At 39.6% G+C, this 23,582-nt stretch carries 24 protein-coding genes and 2 pseudogenes; 21 read left to right on the top strand and 5 right to left on the bottom strand.

The annotated features are described in order from the left end of the window. Window positions 1-318: 318 nt before the first annotated feature. The 8 genes and pseudogenes from JOD45_RS16665 to JOD45_RS15300 all read left to right on the top strand — a co-directional run. Window positions 319-933, top strand: a pseudogene (locus tag JOD45_RS16665) (glycosyltransferase family protein); the annotation flags it as partial. Continuing rightward, window positions 919-1,641 carry a class I SAM-dependent methyltransferase gene (locus tag JOD45_RS16670; RefSeq protein WP_239549317.1) on the top strand — a complete coding sequence of 241 codons (723 nt, stop codon included), beginning with the start codon at window positions 919-921 and terminating at the stop codon, window positions 1,639-1,641. The pseudogene JOD45_RS16665 and the gene JOD45_RS16670, both read left to right, overlap by 15 nt. A 345-nt stretch (window positions 1,642-1,986) precedes the next feature. Further along, the gene (locus JOD45_RS15275; protein ID WP_205004776.1) at window positions 1,987-3,717 is read left to right on the top strand and encodes a phospho-sugar mutase; all 1,731 of its coding nucleotides are present in this window, start codon (window positions 1,987-1,989) and stop codon (window positions 3,715-3,717) included. Between the two features lie 411 nt (window positions 3,718-4,128). Then, window positions 4,129-4,299, top strand: coding sequence for a hypothetical protein (locus JOD45_RS15280; protein WP_205004777.1), 171 nt, complete (start codon window positions 4,129-4,131; stop codon window positions 4,297-4,299). Between the two features lie 144 nt (window positions 4,300-4,443). Continuing rightward, on the top strand, window positions 4,444-6,027 hold the full coding sequence (locus tag JOD45_RS15285; protein WP_205004778.1) for a peptide chain release factor 3: 1,584 nt from the start codon (window positions 4,444-4,446) through the stop codon (window positions 6,025-6,027). Between the two features lie 100 nt (window positions 6,028-6,127). Beyond that, the gene (locus tag JOD45_RS15290) at window positions 6,128-7,549 is read left to right on the top strand and encodes a SpoVR family protein (RefSeq protein WP_239549315.1); all 1,422 of its coding nucleotides are present in this window, start codon (window positions 6,128-6,130) and stop codon (window positions 7,547-7,549) included. 203 nt (window positions 7,550-7,752) lie between these two features. After that, window positions 7,753-8,313, top strand: coding sequence for a beta-class carbonic anhydrase (locus tag JOD45_RS15295; RefSeq protein WP_205004780.1), 561 nt, complete (start codon window positions 7,753-7,755; stop codon window positions 8,311-8,313). Between the two features lie 98 nt (window positions 8,314-8,411). Continuing rightward, window positions 8,412-8,633 carry an alpha/beta-type small acid-soluble spore protein gene (locus JOD45_RS15300; RefSeq protein WP_205004781.1) on the top strand — a complete coding sequence of 74 codons (222 nt, stop codon included), beginning with the start codon at window positions 8,412-8,414 and terminating at the stop codon, window positions 8,631-8,633. A gap of 100 nt (window positions 8,634-8,733) precedes the next feature. Here JOD45_RS15300 and JOD45_RS15305 read toward each other — a convergent pair whose 3' ends face one another. The 3 genes from JOD45_RS15305 to JOD45_RS15315 form a co-directional block, all read right to left on the bottom strand. Then, window positions 8,734-8,907, bottom strand: a complete 174-nt coding sequence (locus tag JOD45_RS15305; protein ID WP_205004782.1) for a hypothetical protein — start codon at window positions 8,905-8,907, stop codon at window positions 8,734-8,736. 64 nt (window positions 8,908-8,971) lie between these two features. Continuing rightward, entirely contained in the window at window positions 8,972-9,184 is a 213-nt protein-coding gene (locus JOD45_RS15310; RefSeq protein WP_205004783.1) for a DUF5342 family protein, read from the bottom strand. A gap of 93 nt (window positions 9,185-9,277) precedes the next feature. After that, entirely contained in the window at window positions 9,278-10,624 is a 1,347-nt protein-coding gene (locus tag JOD45_RS15315; RefSeq protein ID WP_205004784.1) for a YheC/YheD family endospore coat-associated protein, read from the bottom strand. 131 nt (window positions 10,625-10,755) lie between these two features. Between JOD45_RS15315 and JOD45_RS15320 the strand changes: the two genes are divergently transcribed. The 3 genes from JOD45_RS15320 (at window position 10,756) to JOD45_RS15330 (ending at window position 13,337) form a co-directional block, all read left to right on the top strand. Continuing rightward, window positions 10,756-11,898, top strand: a complete 1,143-nt coding sequence (locus JOD45_RS15320) for a DUF445 domain-containing protein (protein WP_205004785.1) — start codon at window positions 10,756-10,758, stop codon at window positions 11,896-11,898. Between the two features lie 60 nt (window positions 11,899-11,958). Next, the gene (locus JOD45_RS15325; RefSeq protein WP_239549316.1) at window positions 11,959-12,315 is read left to right on the top strand and encodes a YlbF/YmcA family competence regulator; all 357 of its coding nucleotides are present in this window, start codon (window positions 11,959-11,961) and stop codon (window positions 12,313-12,315) included. A 185-nt stretch (window positions 12,316-12,500) separates the two neighbouring features. Further along, entirely contained in the window at window positions 12,501-13,337 is an 837-nt protein-coding gene (locus tag JOD45_RS15330; protein WP_205004786.1) for a Cof-type HAD-IIB family hydrolase, read from the top strand. Window positions 13,338-13,435: 98 nt separating this feature from the next. On the opposite strand, the gene JOD45_RS15335 is transcribed toward JOD45_RS15330, so the two are convergent. Both JOD45_RS15335 and JOD45_RS15340 read right to left on the bottom strand, forming a co-directional pair. Then, window positions 13,436-13,921 carry a tetratricopeptide repeat protein gene (locus JOD45_RS15335; protein ID WP_205004787.1) on the bottom strand — a complete coding sequence of 162 codons (486 nt, stop codon included), beginning with the start codon at window positions 13,919-13,921 and terminating at the stop codon, window positions 13,436-13,438. An 87-nt stretch (window positions 13,922-14,008) separates the two neighbouring features. Continuing rightward, window positions 14,009-14,194 carry a YhzD family protein gene (locus JOD45_RS15340; RefSeq protein ID WP_205004788.1) on the bottom strand — a complete coding sequence of 62 codons (186 nt, stop codon included), beginning with the start codon at window positions 14,192-14,194 and terminating at the stop codon, window positions 14,009-14,011. A gap of 156 nt (window positions 14,195-14,350) precedes the next feature. On the opposite strand from JOD45_RS15340, the pseudogene JOD45_RS15345 reads away from it, so the two are divergent. The 10 genes and pseudogenes from JOD45_RS15345 to JOD45_RS15385 form a co-directional block, all read left to right on the top strand. Beyond that, window positions 14,351-14,773, top strand: a pseudogene (locus JOD45_RS15345) (ABC transporter ATP-binding protein); the annotation flags it as partial. A gap of 40 nt (window positions 14,774-14,813) precedes the next feature. Beyond that, window positions 14,814-14,918, top strand: coding sequence for an ATP-binding protein DrrA1-3 family domain-containing protein (locus JOD45_RS17005; protein WP_380898360.1), 105 nt, complete (start codon window positions 14,814-14,816; stop codon window positions 14,916-14,918). Further along, window positions 14,911-15,222, top strand: a complete 312-nt coding sequence (locus tag JOD45_RS15350) for an ABC transporter permease family protein (protein ID WP_205004789.1) — start codon at window positions 14,911-14,913, stop codon at window positions 15,220-15,222. Before JOD45_RS17005 ends, JOD45_RS15350 begins: the two co-directional genes overlap by 8 nt. After that, window positions 15,219-15,806 (top strand): ABC transporter permease, encoded by a 588-nt coding sequence (locus JOD45_RS15355; RefSeq protein ID WP_205004798.1) that lies wholly within the window; start codon window positions 15,219-15,221, stop codon window positions 15,804-15,806. Before JOD45_RS15350 ends, JOD45_RS15355 begins: the two co-directional genes overlap by 4 nt. Before the next feature lie 4 nt (window positions 15,807-15,810). After that, on the top strand, window positions 15,811-17,076 hold the full coding sequence (locus JOD45_RS15360) for a metallophosphoesterase family protein (protein WP_205004790.1): 1,266 nt from the start codon (window positions 15,811-15,813) through the stop codon (window positions 17,074-17,076). Beyond that, window positions 17,069-20,095 (top strand): ATP-binding protein, encoded by a 3,027-nt coding sequence (locus JOD45_RS15365; RefSeq protein WP_205004791.1) that lies wholly within the window; start codon window positions 17,069-17,071, stop codon window positions 20,093-20,095. The genes JOD45_RS15360 and JOD45_RS15365 overlap by 8 nt, the downstream gene beginning before the upstream one ends. Then, on the top strand, window positions 20,083-20,760 hold the full coding sequence (locus JOD45_RS15370) for a response regulator transcription factor (protein ID WP_205004792.1): 678 nt from the start codon (window positions 20,083-20,085) through the stop codon (window positions 20,758-20,760). Before JOD45_RS15365 ends, JOD45_RS15370 begins: the two co-directional genes overlap by 13 nt. Further along, window positions 20,760-22,121 carry a sensor histidine kinase gene (locus JOD45_RS15375; protein ID WP_205004793.1) on the top strand — a complete coding sequence of 454 codons (1,362 nt, stop codon included), beginning with the start codon at window positions 20,760-20,762 and terminating at the stop codon, window positions 22,119-22,121. The genes JOD45_RS15370 and JOD45_RS15375 overlap by 1 nt, the downstream gene beginning before the upstream one ends. Window positions 22,122-22,154: 33 nt before the next feature. Beyond that, entirely contained in the window at window positions 22,155-23,111 is a 957-nt protein-coding gene (gene yhaM / locus JOD45_RS15380) for a 3'-5' exoribonuclease YhaM (RefSeq protein WP_205004794.1), read from the top strand. Window positions 23,112-23,206: 95 nt separating this feature from the next. Next, entirely contained in the window at window positions 23,207-23,512 is a 306-nt protein-coding gene (locus JOD45_RS15385; RefSeq protein WP_205004795.1) for a sporulation YhaL family protein, read from the top strand. The last annotated feature ends 70 nt before the right edge of the window (window positions 23,513-23,582 follow it).

Raw genomic sequence — 23,582 nt, forward strand, 5'->3', positions numbered from 1 at the left:
TTTTTGTGAAGGTACTATGCGACGAGCAAAAAAGAATCCCAAGTGAAAAGGCTACACTTGGGAAGTAATTAAGTCGCGCTAGCGATTTTGTTCTTGAATCTTGCTGGACTTGGCTTCCGCATCTTCAGCTAAGTCTTTGTTATCATCATTTAGGCGACAACGAAAGAGCGTATTTTCACAATGAAAGGGCTCGAGAGTTTAATCCGAATGATGAAAGGATTTTGTATAATAAGCGTTTTTATGAAGATTTACTAAAAAAAAAATAAACCTGTCCAAATAAAACGTGAAACTAACAAGAACGAAAAGAAAATATGTTTTATCACTTGTGTATCTGATCCATTAAAATATAAGGAATCATTAAGTTATATTCGATCATTAACTGTGCCGGATGGGTTTGAAATTGAATTGAAGCCATCAGAAGATACTGAAGGAATCGTGTCAGCATATCAACGGATGATGGAAGAAAGCGATGCCAAATATAAAGTATATCTTCACCAGGATGTTTTTATCATCAATGAAAATTTCATCATTGACATCTTATCTATCTTTGAAAAGTATCCACAATTAGGAATGCTCGGTGTTGTCGGCGCCAAAACCATTCCTAACAGCTGTAAGTGGTGGGAGGGTGCCGAAAAGTTCGGAAAAGTATATGATAGCCATACTGGACAAATGGAACGATTAGCTTTTAACGATATTTATTCGGATTATGAGAAAGTTCATGCGATTGACGGATTAATCATGGTAACCCAGTATGATCTCCCGTGGAGGAAGGATTTATTTAAGGGATGGCATTTTTATGATCTTTCACAATCGCTGGAATTTGTAAAATCCGGATATGAAGTGGGAGTAGCAAAACAAAACAGTCCGTGGTGTATTCATGACTGCGGGGTTAGAATACTTACAAGTGACTACGAACGCTTGCGGGAAACATTTTATAAAGAATATTACAGGTGGCTCAATAAAAATTCAGAGAGAAATTGGAACTTTTATGATCCTGAATTTGAATATAAAAAAGATTATCCGTTAATTGATCAATATTCTGCATGGTTGGGTCATCGGCGCTTTGCTTATGATTTAGTCAGGTTTATGAAACCAGCCGCGATCGTCGAATTAGGCACCCATTGGGGAATCTCTTTCTTTAGTTTTCTTCAAGCCGTAAAAGATGGAGGCATGAGTACAGCATGCTATGCCGTAGATACATGGCAGGGAGATACGCATGCAGGGTTTTACGGTGAGGATGTGTATCAAACGGTTTCTCAAATTGCCCATCAATATTATCAAAACCAATCAACTTTGATACGCAGTACGTTTGATGAAGCGCTAAATCATTTTGAAGAACAGTCAATTGATTGGCTTCACATTGATGGATATCACACTTATGAAGCCGTAGCACATGATTTTGAAAGCTGGCTGCCTAAATTAGCCGAAAAAGGCATTATACTTTTTCACGATATTGTTGTTAAGTGTGATGATTTTGGCGTCTATCAACTTTGGGATCAACTCAAATGTCAATATCCGGCTCTTGAATTTTCTCATTCGTATGGTTTAGGGGTATTGTTTCCAAAAGGGTATCATAAAGATTTCGAAAAGTTATTCCAGATAAAAGATATCCTTCAAGATACCTATGCATCCTCTTATTAGGTTATATCATAAAAGCTTATAGATTTAGGGAGAATGACGCCTTAGAGAGACTGCTATTATCTCTATCAAATGAGATCAGGATAATATGTACTTGTTCCCATTGCTTATCTCCCCTTTCTTTCTATAAATACAAAAATAGTATATAACTTAATCAAACCGATACGGCCGTTTCAACTTACGGTTCATCTATTAAAATAAGGAGGTTTTCTGTCATTAACCTCGAAAAATGATTTTGCTGATTAGTCCCATATTTTATGCCATTTTTGCTATAATGAAAAAAGAATTTTATACATACAGGTGCGGGTTCAAACATATCGCACCTCATATTAATGGAGTGAATAAAATATGGAATGGCAGTCAGCTTATCATAAATGGCTCTCCAGAAATGATTTGGACGGCCATTTAAAGCAGCAGCTTGACGATATAAAGCATGATGAAAAGCAGCTCGAAGATTGCTTTTATAAAAGTTTAGAATTTGGGACCGGCGGCATGCGCGGCGAATTAGGCCCGGGAACGAACCGGATGAACCGCTATACAATTAGAAAAGCGTCAGAGGGTTTGGCCGGATACATTGCCGCTCATGGAACTGATGCGAAAAAGCGCGGTGTTGTCATAGCCTATGATTCCAGGCATTTTTCTAAAGCTTTTGCGATGGAAGCGGCTTTAACAATTGCCAAACACGATATTCAAACTTATGTGTTTGAGTCGCTGCGGCCGTCGCCTGTCTTATCATTTGCGGTCAGGCATCTGCACGCTTTTGCGGGGATTGTGATTACAGCAAGCCATAATCCTCCGCAATATAACGGCTATAAGGTCTATAATGAAGACGGCGGACAAATGCCTCCAGAAGAAGCGAACCAGCTTGTTAACCATGTCAACCAAATTGAAGATGAATTGTCGGTAGCCATTGGCGATAAAGAGGCATTACAAGAAAACGGTTTATTGAAAATGATTGGCGAAGAAGTGGATAATGCCTATCAAGATCATTTAAAAACCATTGCTATTCAGCCGGATGTTATTGAAAAAGCGGGCGATTTGAACATTGTTTTTACGCCGCTTCACGGAACAGCCTTGAAACCTGTAACGGAAGGTTTTAAAAATTGGGGATTTACAAATGTTACGGTAGTCGAAGAACAAGCTGAACCGGATCCTGAATTTCCAACGGTTAAATTGCCGAACCCTGAAGAGCATGAAGCTTTTACAATCGCGGTCCGATACGGCAAGAAACTGGACGCGGATATTTTACTTGGCACTGATCCGGATGCCGACCGGATGGGCGTTGCTGTTAAGAATCATTCCGGGGAATACACTGTACTAACCGGCAACCAAACCGGAGCTATATTATTGCACTATATTCTAAAACATAAGCAAGATCTTCCTGATAATGGTGCTGTTCTTAAAACGATTGTCACGTCTGATATCGGTCGGGCGATTGCTGAAAGTTTTGGAAAGGCAACCGTTGATACATTAACAGGCTTTAAATTCATTGGCGAGAAAATCCGCGAATATAAGGAAAGTCACGAGCATCAATTCTTGTTCGGCTACGAAGAAAGCTACGGTTATCTGATCGGCGACTTTGTTCGAGATAAGGATGCGGTCCAGGCTTGCTTGCTTGTTTCAGAAGCAGCCGCTTATTATAAGCTGCAAGGAAAAACACTCTATGATGCACTCTTGGAAATTTTTAATCAGTACGGTTATTATAAGGAAGATCTTGAATCCTTAACACTGAAAGGCAAGCAAGGAACTGAACAAATCCAACAGATTCTCAGCAATTTTCGCGAACATCCGCCAGTATCCGTAGCCGATTCAATGGTTGCAGTCATTGAGGATTATCAAGTGTCTAAACGAAAATATATTAAAAACCGCAAAGAAGAAACGGTTAATCTGCCGGTTTCCAATGTATTAAAGTATAAGCTGGAAGATGGTTCTTGGTTCTGCATGAGACCTTCCGGAACCGAACCGAAAATCAAGTTTTACTTCGGCGTCAAGGGTGAATCTGAAGAGGAAAGCGCTAGCCGCCTTCAAGCTGTCAAAGAGGATATTATGGGACAGATCGGACAAATCATTGGAAAATAATTAATGGAACGCCCCGGAAATGTTATTTTTTTGGGGCGTTTATAGTATCTTAATATAGTATATAAATGAATAGAAAACAGTTAAAATTTTGTTACAAATTGATTGTTTGTCTATCAATAATAGGCCAATCATAGTATAATTCACATATAGTTTTTTAAAGTTTTTGAATATTATTCAGAAGTGCGATCCTTGCCGCGCATTAAAATCTTTTTGCGATAAATGATGCATTAAAAGCTAAACCCATATTTGCGGAAAGTTTTGGTTATGAGGTCAAGTTCTGCAACAAAGAACACAATAATGGATTGAATATTCTTAATAAATAAAAATCGTATTGATGAGTGTTAAAGCGAGTTATTATTTTAACTTATCATATGAGGCAAAACAAAATCTTTATGAAAAAGGAGTTTTAAAATGAGAAAATTTCTCTCTGGATTAGGCTTGCTTGTACTGGGCTTTGCTATCTCCGTTTCAGTTGCCACTCATGGTTCAAATGAGCTGTCCAATCACGGAGAAACACTAGCAAGCAAACAGTTAGCTTCCAGTCCGGTGATCACACCAAAAAATCATGGTGAAACGCTTTAATATTTAATAAAAATACAGCGGTTATTATTATCCTTAAGCACTCTTAGCAGTGCTTTTATTTTTTTATCAGATATTGTTTTTTCGTATACGGCTGTGGTATGTTTTTTAATGGAAAAATAGATATTCAGAAAGAAAGGGAACCGCATGGGACATATAAAAGAGGAAACGGCACGGCGGCGAACGTTTGCTATCATTTCGCACCCGGATGCCGGTAAGACAACATTAACAGAAAAACTGTTGCTGCTTGGCGGCGCAATTAGAACAGCCGGTGCCGTCAAATCCCGAAAGTCGGAGAAGTTTGCCACATCGGACTGGATGGAGCTTGAAAAACAGAGGGGGATTTCGGTTACCTCCAGTGTAATGCAGTTTACCTATAACGATTTTAAAATTAATATTTTGGATACGCCTGGGCACCAAGACTTTAGTGAAGATACGTACCGGACGCTAATGGCGGTTGACAGTGTTGTGATGATCATCGATGTGGCCAAGGGCGTTGAACCGCAAACGATCAAATTATTTAAAGTATGCCGGGATCGCGGCATTCCGATTTTTACATTTATTAATAAGCTTGACCGTCAAGGCAAGGAACCGCTGGAGTTATTTGAAGAAATTGAGGATGTTCTCGGGATTGAATCTTTTCCTATTAATTATCCGATCGGGATGGGGCAATCTTTTCGCGGTGTCTATGACCGTTTTCAAAAGAAAATCGAATGGTATAACGAAAATAAAGAACGGCAGACGCTTGACATTGAGTCTATTGACCATCTCAGCGAAGCACTCAAGGGCGTTGCTGATCAATCGACAATCGCGCAGCTGGAAGAGGAGCTTTTGCTGATTGAGGAAGCCGGAAATGAATTTGATATTGAGGCAGTGAAGGCCGGCAAGCAGACACCGGTATTTTTCGGCAGTGCGGTTTCGAGTTTTGGCGTGCCGTCGTTTTTGGAGCATTATTTACAGATGGCGCCTACCCCGCAGCCAAGGGAATCGAGTGCTGGAGTCATTGGACCTGATCAAGCGGCTTTTTCTGGATTTGTCTTTAAAATTCAGGCCAACATGAACCCGGCGCACCGGGATCGGATTGCTTTCTTGAGAGTTTGTTCAGGAAAGTTCGAGAAAGGTATGACAGTGTGGCTTGACCGGACGGGTAAATCATTGAAGCTTGCCCAGCCTCAACAGTTTTTCGCCGATTCCAGGGAAATGATTGATGAAGCTTATCCAGGAGATATTGTCGGGCTATATGACCCGGGCTTTTATCAAATCGGCGATACTGTCTGCAGTGTTAAAGATACTTTTAACTACGGAGAGCTGCCGCAATTTCCGCCGGAGCATTTTGCGAAAGTTCGGGCCAAAAACGCCATGAAACAGAAACATTTTCTTAAAGGGATTAATCAATTAGCTCAGGAAGGCGCGATTCAAATTTACCGCACACCATATGAAGAAACGATTTTAGGCGTGGTTGGGCAGCTGCAGTTTGATGTATTTGTATACCGGATGAAAGCGGAATACGGCGTTGACCTTGATATGCAAATGATGCCGCATCAGCTCGCAAAATGGATTGTCGATAAAGATGCAGCCAATCATCTGCAGCGTTCATCAAATCATCTCGTTGTAAGTGACAGGGACGAGCGCCCAGTGATTATTTTTGAAAATGAATTTGCCTTAAGATGGTTTAACCAAAAGCATCCTGATGTCAAACTGGCTGATTCAAGCTGGGGCCTGACTTCGTAAAAAGTGTGGATAATCCCTTGACAACGACTTCACCATACACCTTGAACATGAATAAACTAAATTCATCATATATTTCTTTTAAGGAATACTTATGAAAGGGATGGTGAAGGTGAATCAAGAGGAAATGCGCCAGCTTGATCGGGCTATCGATGAAATCACCGAGATTGCTAAAGGGTTTGGTTTAGATTTTTATCCGATGCGTTACGAAATCTGCCCTGCGGATATTATATATACATTTGGTGCTTATGGCATGCCGACCCGGTTTTCCCATTGGAGCTTCGGCAAACAATTTTATAAAATGAAGCTTCAATATGACCTTGGCTTAAGCAAAATTTATGAGCTTGTGATTAATTCTAATCCCTGCTATGCTTTTTTATTAAACACGAACAGTCTGATCCAAAATAAAATGATCGTTGCCCATGTCCTTGCCCATTGCGATTTTTTCAAAAATAATGTGAGATTCAAAAATACAAGACGTGATATGGTTGAAAGCATGAGCGCAACGGCTGAAAGAATCAGGGACTATGAGGAAGAGTACGGCAGAGAAAAGGTTGAACGTTTTATAGATGCTGTTTTAGCCATAAATGAACATATAGATCCGTCATTAGTACATTCTAAATCGGACACTTCTTCAGAAAAGGAATCCCAGAGACACCGGACTAAAAAAAGGCCGATATCAGAGTACGAAGATTTGCTGGAATTTGACAGCGAAAAAGAAGTTGAAGAAGAAAAGCCTAAAAAGTTTCCTGAACATCCGGAGAAAGATGTCATGTTGTTTATTGAAGAAAACAGCAAAGAATTAACGGATTGGCAGCGTGACATTATGACAATGCTTCGTGAAGAAATGCTCTATTTCTGGCCGCAATTGGAAACAAAAATTATGAATGAAGGCTGGGCATCCTTCTGGCATGCAAGAATTATGAGAGAATTAGATTTAACTACCGACGAAGCGATAGAATTCGCGACGCTGAACGCCAATGTCGTACAGCCTTCAAAACAGAGAATTAATCCATATTATTTAGGTTTAAAGATATTCGAAGATATTGAGGAGCGCTATAACCATCCGACAGAAGAAATGAAACGCCGCGGCGTAAAAGAAGGGTCCGGCAGAGAAAAGCTGTTTGAAGTAAGGGAAATTGAATCAGACCAATCATTCATTAGAAATTATCTTACTAAAGAACTTGTCGAAAAAGAGGATATGTTCATATATGAAAGGCAAGGGGACGAAGTTAAAATTACAAGCAAAGATTGGAAAGACATTCGCGACCAACTCGTTTCCTCCCGTGTCAATGGCGGTTATCCATTTATTGTAGTTGAAAACGGCGATTACATGAAAAATGGTGAATTATATCTGAAACATCGTTATGAAGATATGGAACTGGATATAAAATATTTGGAAAAAGTACTGGAATATGTATACCAATTATGGGGCAGATCAGTGCATTTAGAGACGGTTATTGAGGATCATCCGGTTTTGTTTTCGTGCGATGGCACAAGAGTGCATAGGAAAAGGTTAGATTGATTGAAAAGGAATCCTGATTTTTTCGGATTCCTTTTTTCATGAAAAAAATCCTTTTTAAGAATGTGGAATAGAAGGCGGTTCAGTAAGTGCCGGTGATTATCGGTTTTAGTCATGTGTCGGCCTTTATCATTTGTTTTTTTGCTATTATAATAAATATATGCGGTTTTATTTTTAAAAAATCAAAACATAAAAGAGGGTTGAATATGACACAATTAAAAGAGATTCTTTCTTATAATGAAGCATTTGTAAAAAATGAAGAGTACAAGCCTTACGAGACAAGCAAATTTCCTAATAAGGAGCTAGCCATTGTCACTTGTATGGATACGCGGTTAATCGAGCTGCTGCCAAAAGCGCTTAACATACATAACGGCGATGCAAAAATGATCAAAAATGCCGGCGGAATGATTGAAACGCCTTATGACAGCGCCATGAAAAGTTTGCTTGTTGCCATTTATGAATTAAAGGCAAGAGAAGTTTTAATTATTGGCCACCACAAGTGCGGCATGATTGGGCTCAAAGGTGAAAATATGATTGAGCACATGAAAGAGCAAGGGTTAAATGAAACAAGCCTAAACCATGCAAAGTCTGAAAACGATCATTTAGAAACATGGCTAAATGGTTTTGGTTCAGTAGAAGAACGTGTGAAGAAGAGTGTTGAAACAGTGAAAAATCATCCGCTTATGCCGCGTGACATTCCTGTTCACGGACTTGTTATTTGTCCCGAAACGGGCAAGCTAGATCTTGTTGTAGAAGATAATAAATAAGCGCATTTTTCTTTCTATTTTTCACACCACATTTATAGCAGTTGTTCAAGAAATTGCCACTTCACCTCCGGCATATAATCATCTAAATAACACACAATATGATTACAAGGGAGGTGAACACTTTGGCAAGAAACAGCAACCAATTACTTGTACCAGGTGTTGAACAAGCGCTTGATCAAATGAAAATGGAAATTGCTTCTGAATTTGGTGTTCAATTAGGTGCCGACACCACTGCTCGCGCTAACGGTTCTGTCGGCGGGGAAATCACAAAACGTCTTGTTGCACAAGCACAAAAACAATTTAACGGACATCAAGAATAATTCATTTTTATAATAATAAATTTTGGCTGCGGGAAGCGTTTGATCGCTTCCCGTTTTGCTTTTAAAAGGCAAACTCCCGATTTAAAATCGGGAGCGGCAATCATGATTTCTTTGGCTTTTCCTCTTTATCCAGAGGTCTTGATTCGTCAATTGAAGGGTGGTCATATTTAAGATTAACTGTGCCCCCGGCTAAGCCTTCATTAATCATACGGTCGACATCAAGAGCGTAATCTTCTTTGCCTTCATATTCATAGCCTTTTTCAAGATCAGCCATCTGTATCACCTCTTAATTTTACAATTCCCAAAATAAGAGGTCTTAAACATATCATGTACAGCGATTACTTATCATAAACATGAAAAAGCATCAGCTCATGGATTTGCGCCGTTATATCTTTAAGAAAGGCTTCTTCCGGTTCTTCTGTTGCCCATTCTATTTCACCATTGTAGTGATAAATGCCTTGATAAGCCGCCCCTTTAAAAAAGAAAGAAAACTGATAATTAGTCTGTCTTGATTTAGATAAAAAAGGTTTGTATGTAAAATGGGTTATCAATGGTATCACCTCTTATTAAAAATCATACACGAATTTAGAATATTATAAAGCAAAAGCCTTCATCTGGTTAAAAAATAAAGGCCGGCATGATCTTCATACCGGTTTGGATGACAGCATCCAATCTGGATGCTTCATGGTTTGTTTGGTTAAATGGCAACAGTAGTCATACCATAATTTTTTTACAAAATCATCTTGCTTTCTTATAGCAGGGTTTTTGAAAATAGTATGGCCCGGTCTTGAATTGGCTTCAAACAGCCATATGCGGCCGTCTTCATCGATGCCAATATCTAATCCTAATTCGCCGATTAATTCATGTGATTGCTGGTCAATAATTTCTGTTAATGTCAAGGCTGCATGGACGAGCTTTTTTAAATACTCATCTGCTCTGTCAGAAAATAAGGCATAGAGTGATTTAACCTCTCCTCCGTAAGCGACATGAGTCGTGATGCCATTATGTCCCGCTATTTTTGCTGCGGCCGCACTGACCCGCCACTTTCCGTTGCCGTCCTTATTCGTATGGATACGAAAGTCGAGAGGACGTTCATTTTCTTTCATCAGGCAAATCCTTTGTTGAAGAATATAGTGGGATAGAAGGTCTCCGGGGAAATGCCGGCGGATGAAATCAGACAGTGTTTTATAATTTTCTTTATAATATTGTCCCTGATCATAGTATTCGCAAATAAGACTTTCGCTTTCTTTTTCCAGTTTTTTAATGCCAAGTCCTTTGCTTCCGTTCTTTGGCTTTAAATAAACGGATTGATAAAGATTTAGAAATTGTCTGATGGCGTGAAGTGATATATTTTCTTCAGTATTGGGCAAATATTGGGATGATAAAGGGTGATTTTTTAATAATTGATAGATTGCCCATTTATCAAAAAAACGGCTGTTAAACCATGGAATTCCATATTCATGCATAAACTTTTCTTTCATCTGTTTAATGCCGGGATCTCTGTCTGTTCTTCTGCTGGGAATCCGATCATACACAATATTTGGAAAAGGCGCCTTGAAAGTTATCCAGCCTTCGCAGTAGAAAAGGCCGTCGATTAAACCATTTTGCCAATCAATATCATTTGGACAAAAGATAAATGCATAGCCGCCTTTTTTGTGAACATGACTAAGGAGATGTTTAAATTCGTGAGTACGCTCTCCGAATGGGCGGAGAGAGTTTTTTAGCTTGCCTGTTGTGAAAATACCGATTAATGGATAAACCGTCATTGTTTGTTTATCAATATCAACCAGTATATCAGAAGGATATGGAAAATGGCATTTTTTCCATAAATCCTCGGCAATAAGCATGGTTTTCTTTTGGTGAGGTTTCACTTGGCATTCAATGCTTTGTGAGGAAAATGTTATTTGGTTTAATGTTTGATTATAAAGTTTTTCAGGTAAATAAACAGTACCGGTTTCTTTATGATGGCAATCAATATAAACTCTCTCCAAAGTCACGACCCCTTTCCAGGTGTGTTTTGTGTATATTTATCATTTGAAAAGTCGTATAATGGATTGGGTATATGTCGATAACCATCATATGATAAGAAAACTTAAATGTGATTATGAAGAAGGAGACTTCTATGCTTGATATCTTAATCCACTTTATCATTTTAATTGTTGTCGGTGCGCTTATCGGGGGATTGACGAATTACATAGCGATAAAAATGCTGTTTCGCCCTCACAAGCCCATTTACATCGGTAAATTCCGTCTTCCATTTACGCCGGGATTAATTCCTAAAAGACAAGAGGAAATTGCAGTGCAGCTTGGTCAGCTTGTCATGAAGCATTTAATTACGGCTGAAAGCATTGAAAGAAAATTAAGCGATCCCCGTTTTTCAAAGACAATGATTAGTCAAGTTCAAAAGCAAGCGGATGGATGGTTTGGCACGAAGCGCCCGTTTCGTGAAATCCTCGGGGAAATAGACGGCGCCCAGTGGAGCAGCCAACTGGAAACAAAGACCGCGGCTTGGCTTACAAACCGCTTGTCCATGCAGTTTAATAAGATAAAAACGGAACCGCTGCAAAAGGTTATACCAGAAAAGGCATTGGCGCGTGTCGAGGATTCAGTGTCCGGAGCGGCTTCCTTTTTAACAGAGCGTTTGGCAGCCTATCTTGAAAGTGATGAAGGAAAAGCCAAATGCCAATACGAATTAAACCGCTTCTTTGAAAAGAAAGGGCTGCTGGGCAATATGCTGGGAATGCTTTTTAATAGCCAAATGATTGTTAACCGGATTTATCCCGAACTTATCCATTTTATTAAGCAAGCGTCCTTTGAGGAGATGTTAAACCAATTATTGCAAAAAGAATGGGATCGCTTGAAGAACCAGCCTCTGGAAAGCTTGTTAAATCGGACGGGCATCAGTGAGCAGGATATTTTGCATTGGTTATCCAGCCAAATTCAAAGCCATTTGCCGTACCGTCAATGGTTAGAACAAAGCCCGAGCGATTTGCCGGCAGAATGGCGTGAGGCTGTTATCAACCGTATGATTCCGAACATGGTTCACACGGGTCTCCGGTTTGCTTCACATAGAGTCAGCGAGATGCTGAAAAGTTTGGAAATAGAACAATTGGTTTCAGATCAAGTCAGAGGTTTTTCGCTTTATGAATTGGAACAAGTTGTGCTAATCATATCCAAACGCGAATTTAATATGATAACCTACCTTGGGGCTCTTCTTGGAGGCTTCATTGGGCTCATTCAAGGATTATTATTGTTAGTTATATAATGAAAATCGGTACGTATTAATGTTATAGTAGATATTGATCATATTTTTAGGAGGCTAATAATGGCTAATTTACATGATATCGCTTATGATATGGAACAAGCGATACGAAACAGCGACGAATATCAAACATTGACTAAAGCGTACAAAGAAGTCAATGAGGATGACATCGCTAAGAAAATGTTTGATAATTTCCGTCAATTGCAATTAACACTTCAGAAAAAACAAATGACGGGACAACAAATAACTGAGGAAGAAGCACAGAAGGCTCAGCAACAAGTACAGTTAATTCAACAGCATGAAGTCATTTCCAATCTGATGGCTGCAGAACAAAAAATGAGCATGCTTATTTCAGATCTTAATAAAATCATTACCAAACCGTTAGAAGATATTTACGGTAAATCAGGAGATGCATCTTAAAGGATGAATGACGAGGTCCGGCGTATACGCTGGATCTTTTTTACTGTTTGAGGAATCGGTCATGAAAAGAGATGATGTCTGACTTCAAGGATAAAGTGTTGACGCCTGTTCTATTTCCCTTGAGTTAAACATAAGTTTGAAAATAGAGGGCTAAGTAAAACTTTTTTAACAAAAGGGGGATTACCTTGGTATACCGCATGCTTGCTTTAGACATCGATGGCACCCTTTTAAGAAGTAATCATAAGCTTGATAAAAATACCCGGGACGCAGTAGAATACGCAAAAAAGAAAGGTGTCGCTGTCACGCTGGTTTCGGAAAGGCATTTTCATTCAGCGGCAAAAGTTGCAAAAGCGTTAAAATTAAAATACCCAATTATCACGCATAATGGTGCATTTGTTTCTTCATCGATAGACAATCCCATGTATACAAGCAAAATTGAACATCACATATTATTGCAGCTTGTTGAATTTTTGGAAACTTATCCATGCCATATTCGCGTGTCCCATGAACGGCTGTCTGTGAGCAACCGTCCCAAACAAAGAAATCTCATTGCTAAAATGACCATCGGCGTCAGTGAACCATTATTTTATCCTGTCACATATGTTGATTCGTTAAGCAAGTATCTTCATGAGAATCTTGAAAGTGCAACAGATGTAAAAGTTGAACTATATCAAAATAATATGAATGAAGTTTTGGAAGCACTGGAGGATTTCTTTCCAACCATTAAAGTTGTAAAAAATTCGCCAACGCAATTAACGTTGACCCATTGGGGAACTTCAAAGTTTGACGGGCTTGTTCACTTGGCGCAATATCTTGGCGTTCCGATATCGGAAATAGTGGCTGTTGGAGACGGCGTTGAAGATATTGAAATGATTGAAAAAGTTGGCTTGGGCGTGGCAATGAATCAAGCGCCGAAAGAGGTGAAAGAAAAAGCAAAATGGATAACAAGATCGAATGATATGCATGGCGTTGCTTATTTGATCAGGGAAGTTTTCCGTAAACAAATGCGTGTTCATGTATAATCCCTTGAAGCAGCCTTCAAGGGGTTTTTTGCATTTTGAAATAAATTCGCAAGCGGCGGAGATACTCCCCGGCTGAGCTTTGTAGATGCCCGGTTAAGCTATGATTTGACAGCATCTAAATGATCGCTGTAGTATCTCAATGCCTTTTCATAGTAAAGAATATCTTTCCGGCTTGTTGTTTCTATTAATTGCTGAAGCAGCATTTGAACCGCTTGGCTGCTTTCTTGAAGGTTGTACAATGTCATCGCTTTAAAGATGGTTAATGGGCGAAAATCAGGAAAGTGCTGAAGCCCGGTTTCAAAACATTTTAGCGCTTCCCTGTACCGTCCAAGCACCCGCAGTGAACTTCCTAAATTAGTATAAGCAATTTTTAATTGATGTTCGGGAAGTCCCAGCTGAATGGCTTTTTCGTATAAAGGAACGGCTTTAGATTCAAATCCTAAACGATCGCAGCAAATCGCAGCTTGAAACTGAATATCCGAATCCTGCGGATGCTCGTTGACAAGATCTAATATGAGCTGAACGGCCTTTTCCGGGGGATTTTCACTTTCAATCATTTCAAGCTTTTGCAAAAAGGTTAACATCGTTGAGCCTCCTCATACGATAAGTAAGGAATCTTATTAACAGACTTATGCTGCATCGGGACAAGTTATGAATGAAATTTTTCTTGGCTATCTGTGAAAAAGGATCAGCTCGCCGTGATCTGAAGTCAGGCGGTTTGTATAATTTTCGTAGTTTTCTTGTTTAAGGCGTTTGGTTCCCAATGCTTTTCCTTCCTCATCATTGGCGGCTTCAAAAGATTCTTCTAAAAGTTTAGATCCATCTTTGTCATATACGGTTAATGTATATTTCGGCAATTTTTCAGCCCCCTTTTATAAATTTAATGTTTAATAATTTCAATTTTATATATAAAAATCCTTTTTTTTATGATTAAATAATTATTATGATGAAAGTTTTTCCGATTTTGTATGATTATTGGAATGAGATGATAGAGAAAGATAAGGGGATGACGAGTGGCGCTGACTTTAAATCATGTTATTAAGCGGTTTGGGGATTTTACGGCGGTTAATCAGTTATCGCTGGAAATGCCAGAGAAGCAGATGTTTGGTTTTCTAGGTGCAAACGGTGCCGGTAAAACAACCACGTTTCGGATGATTCTTGACTTGTTAAAGCCAACATCCGGAGAAATTTTGTGGAATGGAAGAAAGCTGACATACAGGGATAGTCAGTTGATTGGATATTTGCCTGAAGAGCGCGGGCTGTATCCCAAAATAAAAGTATCAGAGCAGCTTGCGTATTTTGGAAAACTGAAAGGCATGACGAAAAAACAAGCGCAAACGGAAGCAAAGAGATGGCTCGAATCTTTTGGCGCGACCGAATATTATGATAAAAAAGTAGAGGAATTATCAAAGGGCAATCAGCAAAAAATTCAATGGCGCGTATTTTAAAATATCTAATGAAGAAGTATCGCAGGAAATTTTTCGGCGTATTTCAAATAGAGGATTTGTAAAGACATTTAGTATCGAAGAACCGACTTTAAACGAAATATTTATTGATAAAGTGGGTGAGCGTCATGAATAAATTTTGGATTGTATTTTCACACACTTATGGATCGAAGTGCAAGTCTAAGTCATTTATTAGTGCGACGCTTATCATGATGGTTTTAACTGTTGTGTTAATTAGCATGCCAAAGATCACATCCTATTTTAATGGACATCATGTGGAAAAAGTTGCTGTGATTGACCGCACTCGCCAGTTGTTTGAACCTTTGAATTCCAAAATCAAGAAGGTGAATAAAGATATTAAGCTGACGCCGTTTAAAGAAGGGGAAAACCAAGCAAAAAAGCGGTTAAAGATGGAAAATTCAAAGGATATCTTGTTATAGAAAAAAGTTCTGAAGGGCTTCCTAAGGCTTCTTACTATACGATGAAACTTTCAGATGAAACGGCAAGCAATCAAATCAAGGAATCTCTTCAACAATTAAAAAACATAGCGGTTACGGAGCAGCTTGGATTAAATGCTCAAAAACTGGCTATGCTGAATGCTCCTGTAGATTTTCATAAACAATCGCTTGACAAAGGCGCTAAATCAGAAAAAGAAATGGATCAAGCAAGATTTTTTGTCTATCTCTTAGTCTTTTTAATATATTTAATGGTTGTTGGATACGGTTCCATGATTGCTCAAGACATTGCATCGGAAAAGTCTACACGGGTTATGGAACTTATCGTTTCAAGCGTTTCGCCAGGCATTCATTTAGTAAGCAAGGTTTCTGCTCTGGCATGGCTTGGCATCACTCAATATGCCATTTTCTTTTTGACTGGTATTCTAACTATTAAATTGAACGGTACGAATATCAATGAATATCTTCATCAAAATAATAGAGGGAACAGGAGCACGACAATGGCGTCGTGCTCCTTTACTGAAAATCTGCAAAAGATGTCAAATCATGCAGTTGATTTGTTACAATAAAAACATGAACATTGAAGTGGGGTCGAGTGATTTGTCGATACGTTTTATTCATGCGGCGGATTGTCATTTGGATCGGCCTTTTTCCGGAGTCGGCCAGTGCCCGCCGCAATTGGCAGAGCGATTTGAGGAGAGTACTTTTACGGCATTGGAGCGTGTGATTCAGAAAGCCGTTATGGAGCGAGTGGACTTTATTATTTTTGCTGGAGATATTTATGATCAAAGCCATAGAAGCTTAAGAGCCCAAAAGCGTTTTGCCAAAAATATGAGTCTATTAAAAGAACATGGTATAGATGTGTATATCATTCACGGCAACCATGATTTTCTTGATAACAATAACCATTTATTAACACTCCCTGATAATGTTCACGTTTTTGGGCCGACAGTGAGCATGATGCCTTTTGAGAAACAAGGGCGTCCAAGAGTGCATTTATATGGATTCAGTTACCCTGAGCGTCATGTACATGATGATATGTCAGCACATTTCCATAAAGTTGACGGAGCCGATTTTCATATCGGGATATTGCATGGCAGTGTTCAAGGCAACAAGCAGCATGAGGTTTATGCCCCTTTTACAGTAAAATCACTTATAGAAAAGGACTTTGATTATTGGGCGCTCGGGCATATTCATAAACGGCAAACCTTGTCTGAAGAGCCGCCGATTCATTATCCGGGCAATATCCAAGGATTAAATATTAAGGAATCCGGCGATAAAGGGGCTTTACTCGTTGAACTGGACCGCCATAAAACCGAGGTTTCCTTTTTCAAAACGGCTGACATCATCTGGATTGATGAAACGGTTTCAATTGTCAATTGTCCAAGTATAGACCGCTTAATAGATAGAATAGAAACTTTAAAAGAATCAATAAGGAGAGAAGAAGGTGTTCTCGCCCGAGTGACTTTTGCCGGACAAGGCCCGCTCCATCATTTGCTTTATGAGGAAGCGATGATAGAGGAAATGCTTGAAGCCTTGCGTGATGGAGAAGATGAAATTGAAAATTTTGTTTGGCTGATGTTTTTTCAATTAAAAACGAAGCCGGAATGGGACAGAGAACAGCTGATGTCTTCACCTTATTTCACGGGTGATCTTCTTCGTTTGTCATGCCGGGAAACATCAATTAAACCGATGATTTCAGATTTGTTTAGCCACAGACGAGCCAAAAAGTATTTAGATAGATTAAATAAGGATGAAGAAGCCGGAATATTAAGGGAAGCGGAGACACTGCTGATTGACGCGCTTTATGACCTTGAAAAGGGTGAAGAAAATGATTAAAATCAAACAAATAAATATTTACCAGTTCGGTCGGTTTACCGGGAGAAGCATTCAGCTGCCGGCCGCCCCTTTTCTTATTGTTTACGGTCCAAATGAGGCAGGAAAATCAACTTTAACCGCCTTTATAAAATATATGCTGTTTGGCTTCCCGCCAAAAGCAAAATTGGATGCTTTTGTAAGAAACAGGGATATCAATGGCGTCGGCGGCTCATTGCATATTGAAAGCGAAACATTTGGCGGCTTGAAGCTTGAGCGCTTTTTAAACGAGAGCGGAATGCCGAAAGTTTACGATAATACCGGGTCCGACAATGGCAGCCATCAGCTGAACCAATTATTTTACGGTTTAGATCTGCCTGCTTTCGAAGCGATTTTTTGCTTTGATTTAGATGGTTTGAAGGAGCTTGAGAAAATTGGCGCAAAAGAAATGAATCAGCTTTTGTTCAGCGCAGGCATGACCGGAAACTCGAGGATCATGCGCCTTGAACAAATGCTGGATAAGAAGCTTCAAGCACTATTTAAGCCTTCAGGCAGAAAACCGGTGATCAATCAAACGATAACCGAGCTGGATCATTTAAAAGGCCAATTAAAAGATTGGGACAAAAAACTAAATGATTATCATGACATCAATGAAAAAATTCAACAAGCAGAGCGTGAGATCGCCGATATTCTCGAGAAGAAACGGGAAATAGAAAATACTTATCATCAGTTGGCGCAGTTTTCATCTCTTAAACCGCTGATGATCAAGTATAACAGCTTGCATGAAGAGGAAAAGCAGCTTCCCGATATCAATTTTCCTGATCAAGGGATCGAACGTTTGGAAAAATGGCAGGCACAAATCGTAGTTTTAGAGGGAGAGAAGGCGGAAATTTCCAAAAGGATTGAACAAATAAGCCTTGCTGTTCGTCAATTAAATATAGACCGGAAATGGTTAGATAATGAAAGAAATTTGCTTCATCTTATTAACAAAGCGCCGTACTGCGAAAGTCTTCGCCAAAATATTGATATGACTAAAGAAAAGATTCTTTACGAAGCAAATTTATTGGATAACCTAATAAATAAACTTGGCGGCGGCTGGACTAAAGAAGCGGTCTGTGCGGCGGATATAGGCATTGAGTCGAAAGACCATCTCAAACAGCTGCTTAATGAAAGAGAAAAAGCCATGCATCATAGGGACCGTTTAGAACAAGCTTTGAGCGACAGCATGGCAAAAACTGAGCGTTTTCAGGAGCAAATAGCGCAGTCAAAACAATATGTTTTGGATGAAGCCGAGCGCAGCCGGATTGAGGAACAACTCGAGGCAAGCAAAAATAGAGATATGCTTGAGAAGGAAAAATCATGGCTTGAAGCAAAAATACAATCTATTCACCGCGAGCGCCGGCAAAAAAGCCAATTGAAAAAACTATCTATCATAATTCCCGGCTCCTGCCTTGTCTTGTCAGTTTTCATCGCTTTTTTGCAATTTTACAGCCATCATCCCATCAGCGGATTCATATCCGGCGCTTTTGGTGTCATATTAAGCCTAGGGGCGAAGTTAGCCATCCAAAAAACAGCGGATAAAACAAGCGGCGAGTCAGACGAAACTGAGGCCGATCAGCGTCTGAAAACCATCAACGAAATATTATTAGCAAGGCCTCAAGGCGAATTATATGAATACCAAACGCTTTTAAATAAAGATGAAGAAGCCAGGGCAAGCATAGCCTCGGCTAATCAGCGCTTAGAAGACGAAAAGAAATATTACGGCCATTTAATTCAGCAGCTGGACAATGTGTCGCTTTCCATAGAGACAAATACAGAACGGCTGCGGGAATGGATGGTGCGTCATAGCTTTTTGGAAACACCTGTAAGCCTTATTGAAGAGGTATATCAATATGTTGAGGAAGCTAAGACACACGTGATTCAACAACAGCAATTAGAAAAACAATTGAATGGCCACAAGCAGAAAATAGATGCATTTGAAAGAGAAAAATATCAATTAGCTGAACAGCTGCAAGCGGAAAATGATAGTCTGTGGCATTTGGAACAACGGTTAAATAAAGAAAAAGAAAAGCATCAAAGATATCTGCAATTCAAGCATCAGCTGCAAGGATTAATAGAGCAGGAAGAGGCATTGAATGAAAAGATGTCACGATATCAAACAGAATGTGAACGTTTGTTCAAAGCTGCTCAAGTTAATGATGAGGAAGCATTTCGCAAAAAGGCCAAAAAATATGAAAGAAAAAAGCAAATTCAATCGGAAATGCTTGAGGTTAAAAGGCAGATGGAACAAATTGAGCCAAACCGCGCCTCCTTGCAGCAATGCCATCTCTGGCTTAGAGAAGATCGTTTTAAAGGCGTGACGAAAGAAAGTTTGAAAAAGCAAATCGAAGAGCTGGAACAGCGTCTTGAGACATGCCGTAAACAAAGCCTTAAATGGCAATCTGAACGATCACAATTAGAAGAAAATCAGTCTTATGCGCAATTAAAGCATCAAATGGAAGCGAAAAGATCCTTTTTAAATGAGAAGGCGAGACAGTGGGCTGTTTATCAGACCGCTAGAGGCTTATTAAATAAAGCCAAAGAAGAATACCGCGAACGCAAGCTGCCAGCGGTGCTGGCACAAGCCTCTGAATATTTTTCAAAAATGACCGGTTATCGTTACAGGGCTATTTTAATGTCGGATGAAGAAGGCTTGGTTGCTGAAAACTATGCCGGACAATCTTTTTATGTCAAGGAGTTAAGCAGGGGGACGCAAGAGCAATTATATGTATCCATAAGGCTTGCGCTTGCTTCTGTCTTTGAATCCGCGGAAAGTTTCCCTATTATTATTGATGACAGTTTTGTTAACTTCGATAATGATAGAAGCGGACAAGCGATGGCGGTTTTATCTGAAGTGTCTAAGCGTCATCAGGTGATATTAATGACGTGTCATAAGGAATATAAGAACCAATCAGACGCAGCATGGATTTCACTTGCAGATGTTGAACACCAAAATATAGATTCAGTGATGAATGAGAAGGGTGTGGTGTCATGCATGATTTGAATTTTCATATTAATTTGGTTGAAGATGAGGAGAAATTGGCTTCCGTATTATGCGCTTATCTTGAAAAAGAAGGCTGGAAGGTATCCGCCTTCTACTCAGCGGAAGAAGCGGTTCAGCACCTTCATAATGGCGCGCATTTATGGATTTTGGATATTATGCTGCCGGGAATGTCCGGGTATGACCTGATTGAGAAAATTAAAGAAAATAATTCTGAGCAGCCTGTTATTTTTATATCCGCAAGAGATCAAGATCTGGATAAAATCATCGGTCTTGAAAAAGGCAGTGATGACTATTTAACCAAGCCGTTCTTGCCTAAGGAGCTTGTAATAAGAACGAAAAAAATACTTCATCGTGTATACGGAACAGGCATGCGCACTCATTATATAACGATCTCTCATTATCAAATTGATATTAACCGCCGCAATGTCTTTACTAAAGACGGCCAACTGATTGAACTGACAGCTAAAGAGTTCGATGTCCTGTATTTTTTAATAGAAAATATGAACGTGGCCCAATCCCGTCAAGAAATTTTAAAAGCCGGCTGGGGAGAGGATTATGTCGGGTCTGACAGAGCGGTCGACGATGTTGTCCGGAGAATAAGGAAAAAACTGCCGCGCCTTACGCTTGAAACGGTGTACGGCGCTGGATATAGGATTGTTTCATAATGATAAAATGGACGCTTACGCAACGGGTATGGGTATCTTTTATATTATTAATACTCATTTTAGGGGTTCTTATTGCGATTATATATCCTTTCTCGATCCAGCAAGCGCTAAAAAACGATTCTTATAACCTAATCGAGGAAGAGCAGCTTCATGATGTTTTACAACAGCCGGACCCATATTCTTTGCCAAAATCCAACAAAAGTTTCGTTGAACGCCAACAAGCCTCCCGTTCAGTCGGTAATTTGCTTATTGTCAATGGCCAAGGGGAGCTTGAAGGTGATCCTGTCCCTAACAAGGTCCTTCACCAAATGGCGAAAGAAGCAGATAGCCAGAAAAAGACGCTCGGCCGCTATGAATTGAATTATAATGGGGCAACGCTGTTCTATGTGATACGAAAGCTCCAAGACGACAACGATAATTCAATTTACCTTATTTCATATATGTGGGATACTTATCGAAACCAAATGGCGAAAGAATTATGGAACCGATTATTAATTGTATTAATTTTAGCGGCTGTTTTGAGTTTGATGGTTGCCGCTTGGTTTGCCCACCATTTAAAGAAGCCGCTTAAAGTGCTGGGGAGCCGATTTGAGGAAATAGCCAGTTTAAATTGGAAGAAGCCGTTTGAGTGGAAAAGCGGAGACGAATTTGAACGTTTGTCATTACAATTTGAAAAGATGAGAAGAAACTTGCTCCGTTATGATGAGTCGCAAAAAACCTTTTTGCAGCAAGCCTCTCATGAGCTGAAAACGCCAATCATGGTTATTCAAAGCTACGCTCAATCTGTTAAAGACGGTATATATCCGCAAGGCACTCTTGATGATACGATCGATGTTATTATCAATGAAGCCGATCAAATGGAGCACAGAGTTAAAAAACTTCTTTATTTTACACGGATTGATTCGCTGCGTGAAGAAAGGCCGGACATTGAGACCGTATCATTTGGCGAGCTTGCGGAACAAGTGAAAAAACGATTATTAACACAAAAGCCGTCTATTGAGATTGAAATTAAAGGAAAGAACACTTTGTTTCATGTCGATAAGGAGCAGTGGCTCATCGTTTTAGAGAACTTATTAGAAAATGCGCTTAGGTATGCAGATACTAAAATATGGCTGATTGCGGAAGAGAAAGATTCAGAAACACGATTACTTGTCAAAAATGACGGTGAACCGATACCGGAAGAACAAATGGAAGGTTTGTTCCAGCCGTTTAAAAAAGGCAAGAAAGGTCAGTTCGGCCTTGGGCTTGCCATCGTACAAAGAATTGTCGAAAGGCATGGCGGTCATATTCATGCTGAAAACGATAAAGATGGTGTTAGTTTTGCGATTACCATTCCAACTCAGCAGACTGAATCGAAATAAAGTCATTTTTATAAGGTGAAGGGGGAACCGGGGATGAAAGGGATTGTTCATTTTAACGAAGGTGAGTCAGTCAGCCTTTATTTACTCATTAAATCGGCAGCAAAATCGGTTGCAAGTAACGGCAAACCTTTTTTAACGCTGATTCTGCAGGATAAATCAGGAGAAATTGATGCGAAATTGTGGGATGCCGCACCGCAGGATGAAAAAGATTATGTCCCGGATACAATCGTAAAGGTTGAGGGAGATATCACAACGTTCCGCGGAAAAAATCAGCTGAGAATAAGGAATATACGCCTCGCCTCCCAACAAGATCCTGTTAAAAAGTCTGATCTTGTTGCCACGGCGCCAATGTCAATCAATGAAATGGTCGATACAATGAATCAATTTATCTTTGAAATAAGAAATCCCAATATACAGCGATTGACAAGAGCGTTATTAAAAAAGCACCAAGAAGCATTTTTTGAATTTCCTGCGGCGGTAAAAAATCATCATGAATATGTTTCCGGGTTAGCCTACCATGTCGTCTCTATGCTAAATCTCGCCAAGTCAGTAGCAGCCCTTTATCCGTCTTTGGATACTGATTTGCTCTATTCAGGAATTATTCTTCATGATATGGGCAAAGTGATTGAACTTTCAGGGGCAACATCGGCAAGTTATACATTGGAAGGAAAACTGCTCGGACATATTTCCATTATGGTTAATGAAATTGGACAAACCGCTAAAGAAATGGGCGTTGAAGGCGAAGAGGTTACCATTCTCCAGCATATTGTCTTAAGCCATCATTCGAAACCAGAATGGGGAAGTCCTAAGCCTCCGCTCATTAAAGAGGCAGAAATCCTTCATATGCTCGATAATCTTGATGCAAAAATGAACATGCTCACCCGCGCTATTGAGAGAACCAAACCGGGCGAATTTACTGAAAGATTGTTTGCGATGGATAATCGCTCTTTCTATCATCCGTTGTATGACAGCAAAGTGCCGGTTGAGTAGAATGGCGAACTTCTTATTTATACACAGCAAGCATATTCTGCCCGTCTCCGGCATACATTCTTCTTAAAGAGGGCTTGTATAATGGAGGGGCGCTGATGATGAAAAAAACAAAGCGTGCGATCGCTATTATTTGCACCATTATCTTTTTGTACATTTTGCAGCAATGGGGCATCTTAATGCCAATCGTAGACCGAATTGAAGCTTTTCCTTGGTGGGTCTATCTCGTCTTTGCAGGTATCTTGTTCAGCGGATTTCAATTTGTGATTTCATACATGAAAGAGAAAGAAGAAGATATGAAATGGATAGAAGAGCAAGGACAAGTGTTTATTAACCGTATGAATGAAGAAAGAGAAAGAAGAAATGAAAATAAGAAAACGGGGCTGTCCAAAAAGTCAGTATAACTGACTTTTTGGCGCCCCTTTTTCATTTTTTTATTAAAAAAAGTACACAAAAAAACCGTCCGATCTTTTA

It is taken from the genome of Scopulibacillus daqui (assembly GCF_016908855.1).
In the GTDB taxonomy this organism is placed as follows: domain Bacteria; phylum Bacillota; class Bacilli; order Bacillales; family Sporolactobacillaceae; genus Scopulibacillus_A; species Scopulibacillus_A daqui.